The organism is Paenibacillus sp. (genome assembly GCF_035645195.1).
Classification (GTDB): domain Bacteria; phylum Bacillota; class Bacilli; order Paenibacillales; family YIM-B00363; genus Paenibacillus_AE.
The window spans coordinates 60785-76469 of sequence record NZ_DASQNA010000025.1; the positions used below are offsets into that span (position 1 = coordinate 60785).

The window sequence follows — 15685 nt, forward strand, 5'->3', positions numbered from 1 at the left end:
AAGGCGCCCTCCTTCGTCATATTCCCACTTTGTGCAGCAGCTTCGTCACCGTCCGGTTCGTCGCGACCATCATCGCGAACAGGACGACGGCCATCGCCGACGCATAGCCCATTTCGTACCGGATGCTGCCGAAGTCCATAATGTGCGTGACGATCGTCTCCCCCGCGTACTCGGTGCTCGGGAAGCCGGCGAGCTGAATCGAGACGTCGGCGACGCCGAACGAGATGACGATTTGCATGACCGCGCCGAACACGAGCTGCGGAATCATCGAAGGCAGCGTAATATACCACAGCTCTTGGAACCGGTTTTGGATGCCGTCGACGACCCCCGCTTCGTACAGACTCGGGTCGACCGTCTGCAGCCCCGCGACGAACGCCAGGAAGCTAATGCCCATGCTCATCCACAGCTGCACCAGAATAAGAACGCCCAGCAAATAATTTTGGTCGATCAACCACGCGACGGGCTCGCTGACGATCCCGAGGCTGAGCAGCGTGCCGTTCAAATATCCGTAAGCGTCGGGACTGAAAATGAGCCGCCACATCGGATAGACGGAGACGCCGACGATGGCGGGGATGTAAAACAGCACCATCGCGATCGACCGGATCGTCCGCGACAAATCGTTGATGATCCAAGCGACGACGAAGCTGAGCACGTAGCTGACCGGCCCCGTCACGAAGGCGAACAGCATCGTGTTTTTCAGCGCGACGATGAACACGTCGTCGTCCAAAAACAGTCGGATGTAGTTGTACCAGCCGATGAACCGCGGCGGTTCGATCAGGTTGAAGTACGTAAATCCGAGCGCGATCGACAGCGCCACCGGCACGATGGTGAACGCGATAAAGAAAATCATGTACGGGGCCATTAACAAGTAACTTTCCCGGTGTTTGCCGAGTGCGGACGCCCAGCCTCTCATCGTTCGCTCACCCCGAATTCATACCGCTTCCTTAGCAGTTCTTCATTGATTTGTTTGTTCCAGGCGAACAGCGCTTCCCGCGGATTTTCCATGGAAAATACGACGCTTCGGAACGCGTTGTCGATATTTCTCGATGTGTAGTAGCCTCCCGGCAGTTCGGGAATTTCCTTCACGTGCCGCCATTGCTCGAGCAGCGCCGACTGCTCGCCCCGGCTCCAGTTCGTGCGCGCGAACGCGTCGAGATTCGCCGGCGATCTTCGGCCGAGCACGCCCATTTCGTTCTCCAACTCGAGCGCGAACCGGCTTTGGGTGTCGGCTCGGTTCCACCATTTGAGGAACGTCCAGGCGTCCTCTACATTGTCGGCGTCCTTCAAGATGATGCCGGCTTTCCCCGTGGCCGCCGTCGATCGGTCGACGGCGCCGTCCGGCTGCCGCACGCCCGGAATCGGCCGCATGCTCCATGTGCCCGCGATTTCGGGCGCCGCTTTGACGAGCCGGTTGTACAGCTTATAACTTTCGATCACGATCGGCATTTCGCCGGAACGGAACCGATTGAACGAGTCCTTGTACAGCGGGTAATCGTACAGCCGGTAAAAGTCGGTCCACTGCTTGAACGCCCGATACGCCTCCGGCTCGTCAAGGCGCGTGGCGGCGCCCGCCTCGTCGTACATGCCGGAGCCGTTCTGCATGAGCAGCGTCGGGAACAAATTCAATGTGCCCGTTCCGCGCGCAAGCAGCTGGTAAGCGTCCAAATCTTCGTAAGGCAAGCCGATTTGGAGATGTTTGTTTTGCAGCGCCGGCGCGATGTCGAGCAGCTCCTCCCACGTCTCGGGCGGCTCGATGCCGAGCTCCGAGACAATGTCGTCCCGCACGAACATCATGAAAAATTCCTGCTCGTCGGGTATCGCGTACGTGCGGCTCTCGTAACGATACGGGACGAACGCGGACGGCATGTACGGCCGCGCGACCTCCTCGAAATCCTCGAACGCATCGAGCGGCGCGAGCGCGCCCCGGAAGGCGAGATTCATCGCGTCGCCGCGATTCGTCAGCAGGCTGACGTCCGGTCCTTCGCCCGACATGACGGCCGGCACCAGCGCGTTCTCGACGAGATTGAACCGCACCGCGATGCCGGTTTCGGGGGTGAACGCCTCGTCGATCAACCGTTTCACGACGTACGCTTGGTCGCGTCCGAGCCCCGTCCACACCTCGATGGAGTGTTCCCCGTCCGCCTCGTTCCCGAGCGTATCGTAGTTTTCCACGAACGAACCGGCGAACGCCCGCAGCTCGTGAGCCGCTTTGCCAAGCGCGCTCGCCTCGGCCCGAGGCTTCGGCTCCCCCGGAGAAGCAAGGTATAAATAATCCAATTCCAGCGGCTGGCTCGTGACCGTCAGCATCCAGTCCGCGAGCGCCGTCAAATTCGTTTTGTAGCTGTCGAGCCGTCTCGGAATCGTGTCCGGCCGGTCGATAAAGCTGTCGATCTGCCGCGCGAGCAGCTCCAGCGAGCGTGTCCCGGCGTTCCCCCCGCCCGTCAGCGATTCTAGGCGCTCGGCTTCCGCCTTCATCCGCTCCGACAGCGCTTCGAACGCGGGCAGCAGCTCCGGGATGCTCTTCTCCAGCTCGTAATCGCGGTACGGGTCGGGCCGGACGCCCGTAATCATGACGATCTGCCGGTACATCCGCTGGTGCTCCGCCGTCATGTCTTTGACCGCCTGGATGGAAGGCGCCAATTCCCCGAGCGTGACTTCCATACGAATTTCATGCATGCCTTTCGTCAAATACACGAGGTACGGCTTGCCGTTGCCGCCGCCCGGCTCTCGGACCGCCCAGTCGAGCCCGTAAGGGAAGCGGACGTTTTGCAGCTCCTCGAACGGAACGGCGCCGTCGATCGCGATCTTTCGGGACACGAACGCGCCCTTCACCTTGTTTTGGCGGTAACGCATGCCGATTTTGTACCAACCGTCCTTCGGAACCTCCGCCTGCCAGCTGATCCATTGCCCCGGCGTATCCCAGTTGCTGCCGCCGATCGTATTCACTCGAAGCTTCACCGGATGGTACGGCTCCGTTAGCGGACTTGCGCGGTCCATCGTCGGATACAGCCCCGAGGACGACTTCAAGTACGCCTGCTCGGCCTGCATCTTGACGATCACGTCGCCGGCGCGCTCGGCCTCGCCCCCCGCGGCTGCAACGCCTTGGCTGCGGACGTACTCCGCGTACGGCGCCGGAGCCGCCCGCTTGGCGAGCGTTACGTCCGCGATGACGGCTCCCTCCCGGACGCTCTCGATCCGGATCCGGCGGCGCCCCTTCTCGAGGTCAAGCGCCAGCGGCTCGATCTCGAGCTCGCCGGGCCGCAGCACCGCGCCTCTCATCCACATCCGCTGCTCGAGCTGCCGCGGCCGCAAATCGTTGCCGCGGCTTTGCCTGATCGGCCCCGCTTCGTCGCGCCACGCCCGAGTCAGCCGCAGCGGTTCGCCGCCGGCCGCCGGCTTCCCGTCGACGGTCATCGCGAGCTCGATATCCTGCCCGGTTCCTTCGAGCGGATAATACCCGACGGTTACCGTATAATCGCCGGCTTCGGGAATGTCGACCTCCCATTCGATCGCGTCCCCTTCGTTCCACTCCGCGACGTTCCTCCGGCCTTCCCATTCCTCCAAGCTTCGCGCCGTGGACGCTTCGCCGATGCGGCCGTCGGCCGCAAGGACCAGCCCTTCCGCCGCGGGCGTCGCGTCCGGCGGGACGAAAGCCGCCGTCGCCCGCTCGCCGCCATCGGTCGGGACGGGCGACAAAACCGCGTATAAGGCAAAGAACAAAAGCGCGCAACCGACCGGCGCCAAAAACCAAATGTTGTTCGTCTTCACCGTCGACCCTCCGGGTACCCATGAAAGTGTTCGTGCTCGTGAGTTCAGTTATAGCAGAGCCGCCGCCGGATGAATTTCACGATTCTCCGGCGGACGGTTTCAATTTGCTCAGATTTTTCGATTCGGCTTACCGGGCGGGCCGCAGGAAGTCCCCGACGAACACGTTGACGTTCCTCGACAGCTTGCCCGCTTCGTCGGTCACCGTAATTTGCGCCTTCCCTTCCCGGACGCCTTCGACCGCGTACGAGCCGTCCTCGTTCCTGCGCACGACCGCTACCTTCTCGTCGCTGGAGTAGGCGCGGACGGCTTGATTCGCGCCCGCCGGTTCGATCGCCGCGGCTAGCGCCGCCGTCTCCCCCGGCTCGACGTGCACGATGCCGGGGCTGACCCACAGCCGGAGCGGCGTCTTCCCGTCGGGATCCTCGTCCCGCCAAATCGTTCGCATCGGATAGAACGCCGCGCGATGCAGCACCGCCTCCCCGTCCGCCGCGAACAGCTCGAGGCCGTCGCTCGTCGGCTCCGGGAACACGATCGCGCTCAGCACGGCCTCCCCGTCGTTCGCGAACACCTCCACCGTCGTCTTGTCGACGAACAGGCGCAGCTTGATGCGGCCGTCCTTCAATTTCGCCGGCGCCGTCATCGCTTCGGCGAAATTCGCTTCGAAGCCGCTGACGCCGGCGTTCGTCCGGTCGAGGACGAGCTGCTGCGCTGCCGGGTCGTACGTCAGCTTCGTCTCTTGGCCGCCCCCCTTCAGGAAGGCGACGCCGAACGGATGCCCCGTCTTCGGCGACCATTCCAGCTCGAGCTCGAACGAGTTCCCCCGCACGCCATCCAGCGGATTGGGCCCGCCCGCCGCGATCGTCCGCCGCTTGACCGTCACCGGACGGCCGCGCAGCGCTTCGAGCTCCCGAATCGGCGTCTGGACGAGCCGAACGCCTTCCCCGGGGATGTCCCGGAGGCTCAGCGCGCGCGGAATGGACAGATTCCCTTTCCACTTACCGGTCGGCTGCGCGAACGGATACCGCCAATTCGACATCCACCCGAGCCAAATGCGGCGCCCGTCTTCCTTCGGAATATCCGAATACGTGATCGCCGCGTAAAAATCTTTGCCGTGGTCGGTCCACAGCACGTCCGCCGGCAAATTGTCGTTCGTAAACGTGGTTCCGTCGAACCGGCCGATAAAATATTGCGCCTTCGATCCTTTCGTCGCGGCATTGTTCCCGATGCTCACCGTCAGCACCCACTTCGTCTCGTTCGTCCCTTCGACCGGGAGCTCGAACAAATCCGGGCATTCCCACACCGCGGCATGCGAGCCGTGACCCCAGCCGAACTCGCCCGTCCATTCCCACTCCCGCAGGTTCGGGGAGCGGTAAAACCACACCTTTTGATCGACGGACACGACCATCACCCACCGGCGCGTCGGCTCGTGCCAAAACACCTTCGGATCCCGAAAATCTTTCTGTCCCGGATTCGGGATGACCGGATTCCCGTCGTATTTCGTCCACGTTCGTCCGCGGTCGGCGCTATAGGCGATGCTTTGCGACTGCACGCCGTCCTTGAAATGCGTAAAGACGGCGACGAGCCCCGGTTTTCCTCCAAAGAAGCCGCTCGTGTCCCGCCAATCGACGACCGCGCTGCCCGACCAGATGTCGCCGAGCTCGTCCCGAGGCAAAGCCAGCGGCCGATGCTCCCAATGGACCAGGTCCTTGCTGATCGCGTGCCCCCATTGCCCGCTCCGCTGATACATCTGGTGGTACTCGCCCTCGAAATACACCATTCCGTTCGGGTCGCTCATATTCGCGGTCTCCGGCGACAAATGGTACTGGGGCCGGTACTTCTCCGTGTAATACGCCGGGTCCGGATGGTATCGGTGCTCGATCCGCCTTGCGGTTCCGCCTTCCCCGCTTTGCGTTGTCTCCCAAAACAGCGCCGCCGCCGCGACGGCCAGCGCCGACGCGGCGAGAACGACGACGCTGCGCGATTTGCGATGCGCCATGAAGCGACAGCCCCCGTTCCTTCAGTTTTGCTCGTTCATTGTACCCGGCGCCGGCGCGGAAACCTTTCGATCTGCTCGGGTCTTCGCTTTTCATTTGCTCAGCAATGCGAAAAAACCCCCGGGTTCCCGTAGGTCCCGAGGGTCTGAAGCTTCGGTTATTCGGTTGGCCGCTGCGTCTCGCCCGGCTGCGTCTCGCCCGCCATCGTCTCGCGGTACTCCTTCGGACTCATGCCGTAAAATTTCCGGAACGACGTGCTGAAGTAGCTCGAGCTCGAATAGCCGACCAGCGTCGCGATGTCCGTCAGCTTCAAATCGCTTTCGACGAGCAGCTGCGCCGCTTTTGTCATCCGCAGCTTCGTCACGTATTCGCTGAAGGTGATGCCCGCGTTTTGTTTGAACAGCCCGGAGAGATAGTTTTCGTTCAAATGGAACAGGTCGGCCAAAGCGGACAGCGTCAGCTCGTACGAATAATTTTCGTCCACGTATTTGCGAACGGCCTCCGCGAGGGCGGAGCCGCCCGCGTCTTTCGCTTTCTTTACCGCATCCATGACGCGCTGGGCCAGCGATCGGAGCTGCTCGAGGATGTCCTCTCGGGACCGATGCTCCCAGACGGTCATTTGGCACTGAAGCAGATGCTGCTGCAGCGAGGCGTCGCCGGTATGGAATTTCTTCGCGACCGACGCGAACAGCAGCAGCAGCCGGAACGTCAGCGACGCGAACGCGAACATCGGCGTATCGCGATGCTCGGGAAACAGCGCGCGCAGGTGCTGTCGGAACGCGTGCAGATCCGCATGCTCCAGCGCGGACGCGATTTGCTTCTCCAGCTCCGGCGTCAGCGCGTACGTCGATTCGAGCGCGGCCCGCTCGCCGTCCCGGACGGTGTCGTGCACCGTGCTTTGGCTCCATGACAGCATGCTGGACGCGTACGCGTTCTTGAGCTGCTTCAGGCCGCGGACCGGCTCCCCGACGCCGACGACGCAGTCGAGCCGCAAATACCGCCTGACGTGGTGCCGCAGCGCCTTCGCGAATGCGAGCGCCGCCCCGTCGTTCTCGTCCTCTCCGTCCAGCATGACCAGGAAGTGCATCATCGCCGGTCGGCTGACGTCGTGGAACGGCACGATGCGCGGCCAGCGCTCCGCCTCCTCGCGGCAGAGCATCTGGTAGGACAGCTGCAGCAGGTCGACCCGGTCGCTCCATTCGTCCAGCCGCCCGTACGGCACGCGCATTTCGGCGGCGACGATTTGCGCGCGCCGGTCTTCGGCCGCGAGGGCGGACATTTGGAGCTGGTACAGCCGCTCCTTGACCGCGGACAAGCTGAACAGCTCGCTGCTGACGAGCTGGAGCAGCAACTGCTCCTGCAGGATACGAAGCTGCTGGCGACTGTTCATCTGTTCCTGGAGCCGTTTCTGTTTTTGGTGCCGGTCCTGCTCCAGCTCCACCGCGATCCGCGAGAGGAGCTCTTGCAATTCGCTGCGGACGACCGGCTTGAGCAAATAGTCTTTCACGCCGAGCTGAATGGCCGCCTTCGTGTACTCGAAATCGGAATAGCCCGACAGCACGACGGTGCGAATCGCCGGATAGCGCTCATTGCAAGCTTTGATGAATGTAATGCCGTCCATCTGCGGCATGCGGATGTCCGAAATGACGAGATCGGGCGGCGGCCGCTCGGCCAGCAGCCGGAGCGCTTCCTCCCCGCTCCCCGCTTCGGATTCGATTCGAAATCCGGCCGCCTCCCAGTTGATTTTCGCCTTGATGCCGTTGCGAACGCCGGTCTCGTCGTCCACCAGCATGACCTTGTACATCGTTTGTCATCTCCTCGCGGCGGGAAATTGCAGCGTAATTTCGGTTCCGGCGTCCCGCTCGGTTCGCAAATGCAGCGTAAACCGCTCGCCGTACATTAACCGGCAGCGGGCGAGCACGTTGCGCAGGCCGATGCTGCGCCCGCCGCCGCCGAGCACGCGCTCCGCCTCCTCGGCGTTCGCCTCGGTCAGCAGACTTTCCGCGAGCGGCGCCGAAATGCCGATGCCGTTATCTTTCACGGTAAGGAAGAGCGCTCCGTCCTCCGTCCTCGCTTCGACCGAGACGATCGCGGTCCCCTGCTTCTCCAAGCTGTACTTCACGGCGTTCTCGGCGAGCGGCTGCAAAATAAACTTCGGAATAAGCACCGCGCCGGCGCTTTCGTCTTCCTTAATCGAAAACCGCAAGCTGTCGGCGTACCGGAGCTTCAGAATGAAGAGATAGTCCCGCATATAGTCCAGCTCTTCTTTCACTTGGACCAAGTCGCTGCTGAGATCGAGCGAATAGCGCATCATTTTGCCCAGCGATTCCGTGGCGTCCATGACGAGATCCTCGCGCTTCATCGCCGCCAGACCGCTGATGATTTCCAGCGTATTGTTGTAGAAATGAGGGTTGATTTGCAGCAAAAGCGCTTTATACTCCGCGTTCTTGCGGCGCAAATTCGTCTCGAATTCGGTTTCGATCAAATAGCGCAGCCGCTCCGTCATCCCCTGGAACGTCCGCGTCACGTACCCGATCTCGCTGTGCCCGCTGCGCACCGCCGGCATGAGCCGAAGCGCTTGCCCGAATTCGCCGCGCTCCACATGCTTCATCGCGTTCGCCATCGCGCTGAGCGGCTTCGTGATGCCGAACGACAGCCAGACGGCGACGAGGACGACGATCGCCAACATGAGCACGCCGACCGCGATCATCAACCGGCGAACGTCCTCGATCTCTTGATACAGCTCTCCCTCGGGGACGACGCCGACGATGACCCACCCTTGCGCCGGAAGCGTTCTTGAGAAAATCAAATACGTTTTCCCGCCGCGTTCCAGCGGCAGCGCCCCGTCCGGGACCGGTTCGACCCCCGAGCCGATCGCCTGCAGCGCATCGGCCACCACGGCCTGATTGTCGCCGAACGACTGCCCCAGCACGCTTTCCCCTTCGCTCGTGACCAAATACACCTCGCCGGTGCGGCCGAAGCCGATTTTTTCGATCGCGTCTTTCAGCACCTTGGTCGGATAGTTGATTTTCACGAACCCGACCTGGCGCAGCGTCTGCAAATGGACGAGCGGCAAGATCAAGCTGTTGACGCTTCGCTCCGAAAATAGCCGATCGGTCTGGTCGATGTCGAGATGCGTGCTCGTCCACCGTTGCCGGCCTTCGGCGAATTCCCGGTACCAGGCAGTTTCGGCGTACTGCCGGTCTTGCGTGTACAAGCCGCCCGACCGGTCGGAATACGCGCTGATCGTAATGCCGTTCGAGTTGTTGATCGCGAACGACGAGAAGAACTCCCGGATCCGCTGCTTCGCGAACACGAGCTCTTCCTCGGGCGGATGTGGATTAAGCTGCAGGGCTGCCCAGTCCTGCGTCATTTGACTGCTCATCACCTGCGTCCCGATATCTTCGACCTGAGTCAGCAAGGTAGTGACGTGAAACGCGAATTGATCGATCGTCTGCGTCGTCGACGTTTCGATGGACCGCCGAATCAAGTCGGCGGATTCCCTGCTCAAGATTGCGATCGCGGCCGCTAGCGGTACAACGCACAAAATGGAAAAGACGAGCATCAGCCTGCTGCGCAGCGAATAAAACAATGGAGTCCTCCCTCCGGCGGGCGCCGATTCTCGTTTCGCTTCCGCTTACGCGTTCGCGGGGCCGCCTCCCAGCGCGTTCAAGCCTAATGCGACGGCGCCGCACAAGCCGGCGTTGTCGCCTAGGCCCGGCGGCACGATGTACGCGTCGATGCGCTCCCGCACCGCTTCGTGGCTTACGTATCCGTTCAGCCGCCGCGCGACCCCCTCCCGAATCATCGGGAACAGGTGGCTTTGCTTCATGACGCCGCCTCCGAGGATGACCTTGCCCGGGGACAGCAGCAGGACGGTGCCGGCCACCGCCTGCGCGAGGTAGTGCGCCTCCATTTCCCAAGCCGGATGGTCGGCCGGGAGCTCGCTTCCTTTCGCCTGCCAACGCCGCTCGATGGCGGGACCCGACGCGAGCCCTTCCAAGCAATCCCCGTGATACGGGCAATTGCCTTCGTAGCGGTCCTGTTCGTGGCGTCTCGGCCACACATGCCCGCCTTCCGGGTGAACGAGGCCGTGCACAAGCCGGCGTTCTGCGTACACGCCGACGCCGATGCCCGTCCCGACGGTGTAGTAGACGCAGCTGGCGAGACCCGCCGCCGCCCCCCAGGTCGCTTCCCCGAGCGCGGCCGCGTTCACGTCCGTGTCCCAGCCGATCGGCACGGGGAAGGCGCGCCGCAGCGCGCCGACGAAATCGAAGCCGGACCATCCCGGCTTCGGCGTCGTCGTGACGCTGCCGTACGTCGGGCTGGCCGGGTCGAGATCGATCGGCCCGAAGCTGGCGACGCCCAGCGCCGCGATCGGCTTCTCCTTGAAGAACGCTTCGATGCGCGCCATCGCGCCATCCGGCCGATCCGTCGGGAAGGCGATCCGGTCGATAATTTCGCCGGACGCCGTCCCGATGCCGCATACGATTTTCGTGCCCCCCGCTTCTATCGCTCCAATATACATCTAGGTTGCTCCTCTCCATAATAACCGCCTTCGTCGGCAAAAAGCCTCCGGCGACGGAGGCTCTTCGGTGACCGCTATTGCTGCGCATGCAAATCCGCGTACGCGGCGTCGATGGCGTCGACCGCTTCGGCGATCGCCGCGTCGATGTCGTCCCTGCCGATCGTCGTCTCCTCGAACATCCGGTTGACCGCCTCGGACATTTGGGGGAAGATCGGCGTAATCGGCCGGGATCGGCCGAATTTTTGGTTTTGCGCGACGAAGATGTTTTTCGGATATTCGTTCAGCTCCGGAATTTCCTTGGCGACGGAATACCGAGCCGGGATGTCCTTCGTGATGGAAACGTACAGCTTTTGCCCTTCGTAGCCCGTGATCCAGTTCACGAACGTCCAGGCCGCGTCCTTTTTCTTGCTCGCGGACGATATCGCCAGCGCCCAGCTTCCGTTGGCGACCGCTTGCTTCGCGGCTTTCGGCAGCGGAGCGATGTCGTAATCGTCGCCTAATTCGAAGTCGGGGAAGTTGGCCGCGTAATGGGACAGCGTCCACGAGCCTTCGACGGTCATGCCCAGCTTTCCGTTCGGGAACGGATCGGGCGGGTACTCGAACGCGGACACTTTGTGCTTGTGATACAAATCTACATAAAATCGAATCGCTTGCTTCGTTTCCGGCGAATCCAGATACCCTCGGGCCGACGTGCCCTCGGGATTCATCACCTCTCCGCCGAACTGCCAAATAATCGGGTATTTGAAGTACGCCGTCGCTCCCGCGTTCTGAAACCCTTGCGCGGGATCGATGCCGTAAATCCCCTTCTCCCGATCCGTCAGCCGGATCGCCGCATCCAGCACCTGATCCCAGGTCATCGGCCGATCCGGGTCTTTCGAGGGGAGCGGGATACCTTTCTCCTCGAACATTTTCTTATTGTAAAACAAAGCGATGGACGACTCGGTCAGCGGCGCCATATACATGTCGCCTTGGTACATGTACGCCGACAGCGTGGAAGCGGGAATGTCGTCCGCGTTCCCTTCGGCCGCGAACCGCTCCGTAAGCGGCTCGAGCGCGTCCGCCTCGACGTAGGAAGCCATATTCGGCGCGTCGATCGTCATAACGTCGGGCGGATTGCCGGAGGCGATCGACGCCCTCAGCTTCGTGTCGTACCCGGAGTACGGAATCGGCGTCATTTCGACCCGAATGCCCGGATGGCGGGCCATGAACGTGGAGATGAGCCGCTCGTACGCGGCGTTCTCCGCGTCGTTGCCCGAATTACGCCAGAACGTGATCGCGACCTGCGGCTCTTCCGCCGCTCGCTCGACGCCGTCGCCGGCTTCCGGCCGCGAATCGCCGGCGCAGCCGAAGAGCGCGAGGCCGAGCGCCGAGGCCGCGAAGAGCGCCGCAGCCCGCGCGGCCGTTCGTATCGTGTGTCTCACCATGGATGACCCCTGTTCGTCTACAGTTTCATACTCTCGATTGTAACAGACCAGAGGCGCGCGATGATTCGATTTTCTCGGGTTCCATGTTTCGAAATAATCAGATTATGCGTTCGACGGCGCAACGGATTCCCAAATCGAGCGGATTCGGTAAACGTCCAGCGACACGATGCGCGCGCCTTCGCCTTTCGCGTACAGCGACAAAGCGGTGCTCGCCGGATCGGGGAAAATAAGGTCGGTCATGACCAGCTCCCCTTCGCCGGCGAACACTTCGACGGACGACCAGTCCGCGAACACGCGAAGCCGAAGGCGCCCGTTCTCTGCGCGGCAGGCCGCTTCGTGCCGGCAGGCGAACGCGTCGTGGAACGCCGAGGCGCCGGAGCGCGTCCGGTCGATGAACAGCGACTGCCGGACGGCGTCGTAGCCGATGACGGTGCGCTCGTCGCCCCCCGCGCGGACGACAAGGCCGAGCTCTTCGGCGTCCCCCAGCTCGAATTCGGCGACGATTTCGCAGCGATCCTCCGCCAGCCCTTGCAGCGGATCGTCGCCGGGCGCGAGCGGCGCGTCCGAGAGCCGGAGCGCCGGTTCGCCGCGCAGCGCGGCCGTCTCGGCGACGGGTTGCTGCACGAGGCGGACGCTCCCTTCCGAAGCGCGCAGGGACAGCGCGCGCGGCAACGTCATCGCGCTTCGCCATCCGGACGTCGGCGTCGCATTCGCGTATTTCCAGTTGCTCATCCAGCCGATGAACAGCCGGCGCCCGTCCTCGTCCGGCACGTCGGACCACGTGACGCCCGCGTAGTTGTCCCGGCCGCAGTCGAGCCAGCGGACCGTGTCGGGCGGATCCATGCTTGCGAACCGGTCCCCGTCGAACGAGCCGACGAAATATTGCGTCCGCGACCCCTCCGGCGCGTCAGGCGCGTCGCCGATGCTGACGACGAGCACCCACCGGGAGACGCCTTCCTCCCCTTCGACCGGCAGCTCGAACAAATCCGGGCATTCCCATACGCCCGCATGGGAGCCGTGATCCGCGCCGAATTCGCTGCAGAACGTCCAATCGATCAAATTCGGGGAAGCGTAAAACAAGACGCGGTCGCCGGCCGCCAGCACCATGCACCACCGGCCGCGGCCTTCGTCCCAAAATACTTTCGGGTCCCGGAAATCGACGAAGCGGTCGTCCTCGAGCACCGGATTGCCCGGATACATCGTCCACGTGCGTCCGCGGTCGACGCTGTACGCGAGGCTCTGGCGTTGGATTGCATCGCGCTCCCCGAGCTGAAGATGATGGGTGAAGACGGCGACGAGGCCCGAGCCCCCGCGAAAGAAGCCGCTCGTGTCGTTCCAATCGACGACCGCGCTTCCCGAGAAGATGTAGCCGTTGTCGTCCGGCTTCAGCGCGATCGGCAGCTGCTCCCAATGGACGAGATCTCGGCTGACCGCGTGCCCCCAATGCATCGGCCCCCAGACGTCGCTGTCCGGATGGTGCTGGAAAAAGAGGTGGTATTCCCCCTCGTAATACACCATGCCGTTCGGGTCGTTCAACCAAGCCGACGCAGGGGAAAAGTGAAATTGCGGTCTATATTTTTCTTTATAAGAGGTTGTGGTTAGCAAACTCTCAACTCCCATCGATAGTTTCTTTGTTATGCCTCCGTTAGGAACGCAGGCGTCATTTCCCAAACTTCTACCGCAATTCTCTCCGCCGGTCCGTCCGCCCACAGCCGCAGCCCTAAGGCGTCGCTGCGGGACGGGTACGTTCGCGTAGTCAGGCTCTTCCGTTCGTTCGCGTAGCACTCGATCATCGACTTATCGACGTAAATCGCGAGTCGCAGCGGCTCGCCGCCTAGGGCAAGCGTTCCGCCCTGCACGCCGCCGATCCGCTCGGCGGGGTCCAGCGTCGCCTTGCCCCGGTCGACGGCCAACCATTCCCGCTCTCTGTCGTACACGAGCAGCGTCTCTTCCTCTCCGCCGGGCGACCGCCTGAGGGAAATTCCGTACCGCCGGGCGCCGGCGTCCTCGAAGACGAGCCGAATTTCCAGCATGTCCCCTTGGATCGCGGCCAGCCGTTCGTTCAGCGCTTCGATACCGCCCCGCGCATCGACCAACTGCCTGCCCCGGAGCCGTCGCAGCTCCTCGATCGGCTCCACGCCGAGCGTCCCGTCCGGGCGCAGATACAAGGACACGGGCAGCCCGGCGCCGTGCGCCCAGCCGCTGTCGTAGTCGATCTGCGGCGTCCGCTCGCCCTGCGCGATCGTGAACAGCAGCGTTCGACCGGTCTTCGGGTCCGCCATGCCGCTCGGTCCGGTAAAGTGGAAGTCGCCGACGTCGATCAAGCCGGGCTCTTCGTCGTCCGGGGTAAACCGGCACGCTTCCCGATCCCACCGCCCGATCCAGTAGTTGACCTCGACTTTGGCGCCCGGCCCCCATGGACATATCAACAGCACGTGCTTGCCCGACGGCCGATACGCGTCCCCATCCCTCAAGGGCAGCGGCAGCAGCACCGGCAGCTCCCACATGACGCCGAGATACGGATATTTGGCGTAATCGCTCACGTATAGCGGGCCTCGGTACGTCCATCGCGTCATATCGCCGTCCGACGTATATACCGCAGCCGTCCCGCCTTGGCCCGCATCGCCCGTTCCGGTGCCGACGAGCATGTACCAGACGCCGTCTTCCTCCCAAACGAACGGATCGCGAAATTCGCCGTACAAGCCTTGCCCCTGCGTCTGCTCGACGATCGGCTCCGGATGCTTCGTCCAGCGCGTCAAGTCGCCGTCCCGATCTTCGGGGTACCGGCTTCTCGCGAGCGCGACCGACTGGGTCGGGAACGCGTCGAAATCGCCCGCCGTGTAAAACAAGACGGGGACGCCGTCTTTGTCGAAGCACGCGCTGCCCGACCAAATGCCATCCCGATCGAACCCGTCGCCGGGGGCGAGAGCCGGAGGCAGGTCGCGCCAGCGCACCAAGTCGTCGCTGACCCAGTGCCCCCAATGAATGTGGTTCCAGTACGGCCCTTGCGGGTCGTACTGATAAAACAGATGATATTTGCCGTTGAAATAGATCGGCGCATGCGGCTCGTTCATCCAGTGCGCGGGCGGACTCAAGTGGTACTGCGGGCGGTGGCGGTCGCCGGCGCGCTGACGGCGAATTTCGACGTAGTCGTCCGGCGGCGCCGCCGGAACCGCGCCCCCGTGCGCTTCGACATCGAGCCGGAACAACGCGGCGATTTCGCCCGCGTCCAACGCGCGGTCGTACACGCGAAGTTCGTCCATCAGCCCGTTAAAGTGATTTAATACGAACGCATCCGCCAGCACGACGCCGTCGTTATGACGTCCGACGAGGAAGTCGCCGCCGCACGGCTCGATCGGCGACGGATCGGGAACGATGCGCGCGGCGACTTCCTCCCCGTTCGCGTACAGCGCCATGCGCCCCGACCGGGCGTCGTACGTCGCGGCGACGAACGTCCATGCGCCGAGCGGCAGCGAGCTTGGCGGCGCCCAAATCTCGTGCCACGCCCCGTTCGCGCCGAGCTGCAGCGACCAAGACCCGTCCCGGTATAGACCGACGATGTAGCCCTGCGCTTTCTCCTGATTGTGTTGATTCACGATCGCGGACAGCTTTCCGCCGTCGCCGCGGCCGTACGTTCTCGGCGCGATCCACGCCGCGACGGTCAAGGCGTTCGCCGGCCGGCCGATCGCGCCGCTGGACCGCCGCAGGAAGGTGGAGTACCCGTCGAACAGCAGGCTGTTGCCTCTGACGCCGCGCCTTCGAATCGGATCGACAGGCGCTTGATACTTTCCTTTCCGCAAAGCGAAATGAATTTCGTCCTCCGTCCCGCCGGCGGCGTCCGACGCGTATCCGCCGCGCGCTTCGTCGAACGGCCAGTACGCCAACAGCCCCGCATTCAAACGTTCCAACTCGTGAGGCAAAGCCCTTCTCTCCTCCGTCATCCGTATGGGGGACAAGCCGGAACAAGCTTT

At 63.1% G+C, this 15685-nt stretch carries 9 protein-coding genes; all 9 read right to left on the minus strand.

All coding sequences use genetic code 11. The features are described 5' to 3' along the window. Nucleotides 1-16 precede the first annotated feature (16 nt). Nucleotides 17-913 carry a sugar ABC transporter permease gene (locus VE009_RS13005; RefSeq protein WP_325008232.1) on the minus strand — a complete coding sequence of 299 codons (897 nt, stop codon included), beginning with the start codon at nt 911-913 and terminating at the stop codon, nt 17-19. Next, nucleotides 910-3768, minus strand: coding sequence for an extracellular solute-binding protein (locus tag VE009_RS13010; RefSeq protein ID WP_325008234.1), 2859 nt, complete (start codon nt 3766-3768; stop codon nt 910-912). Before VE009_RS13010 ends, VE009_RS13005 begins: the two co-directional genes overlap by 4 nt. Nucleotides 3769-3895: 127 nt before the next feature. Next, nucleotides 3896-5764 (minus strand): GH32 C-terminal domain-containing protein, encoded by a 1869-nt coding sequence (locus VE009_RS13015; protein WP_325008236.1) that lies wholly within the window; start codon nt 5762-5764, stop codon nt 3896-3898. A 155-nt stretch (nt 5765-5919) separates the two neighbouring features. Beyond that, nucleotides 5920-7566 carry a helix-turn-helix domain-containing protein gene (locus VE009_RS13020; RefSeq protein WP_325008238.1) on the minus strand — a complete coding sequence of 549 codons (1647 nt, stop codon included), beginning with the start codon at nt 7564-7566 and terminating at the stop codon, nt 5920-5922. A gap of 6 nt (nt 7567-7572) precedes the next feature. After that, a complete protein-coding gene (locus VE009_RS13025; RefSeq protein ID WP_325008239.1) occupies nt 7573-9354 on the minus strand; it encodes a sensor histidine kinase in 1782 nt (593 codons plus the stop codon). Nucleotides 9355-9399: 45 nt separating this feature from the next. Beyond that, the gene (locus VE009_RS13030) at nt 9400-10290 is read right to left on the minus strand and encodes an ROK family protein (RefSeq protein WP_325008241.1); all 891 of its coding nucleotides are present in this window, start codon (nt 10288-10290) and stop codon (nt 9400-9402) included. Between the two features lie 74 nt (nt 10291-10364). Next, nucleotides 10365-11714 (minus strand): sugar ABC transporter substrate-binding protein, encoded by a 1350-nt coding sequence (locus VE009_RS13035; protein WP_325008243.1) that lies wholly within the window; start codon nt 11712-11714, stop codon nt 10365-10367. A 102-nt stretch (nt 11715-11816) separates the two neighbouring features. After that, nucleotides 11817-13319 carry a glycoside hydrolase family 32 protein gene (locus tag VE009_RS13040; protein ID WP_325008245.1) on the minus strand — a complete coding sequence of 501 codons (1503 nt, stop codon included), beginning with the start codon at nt 13317-13319 and terminating at the stop codon, nt 11817-11819. A gap of 29 nt (nt 13320-13348) precedes the next feature. Beyond that, nucleotides 13349-15634, minus strand: a complete 2286-nt coding sequence (locus VE009_RS13045) for a LamG-like jellyroll fold domain-containing protein (protein ID WP_325008246.1) — start codon at nt 15632-15634, stop codon at nt 13349-13351. Nucleotides 15635-15685 lie beyond the last annotated feature (51 nt).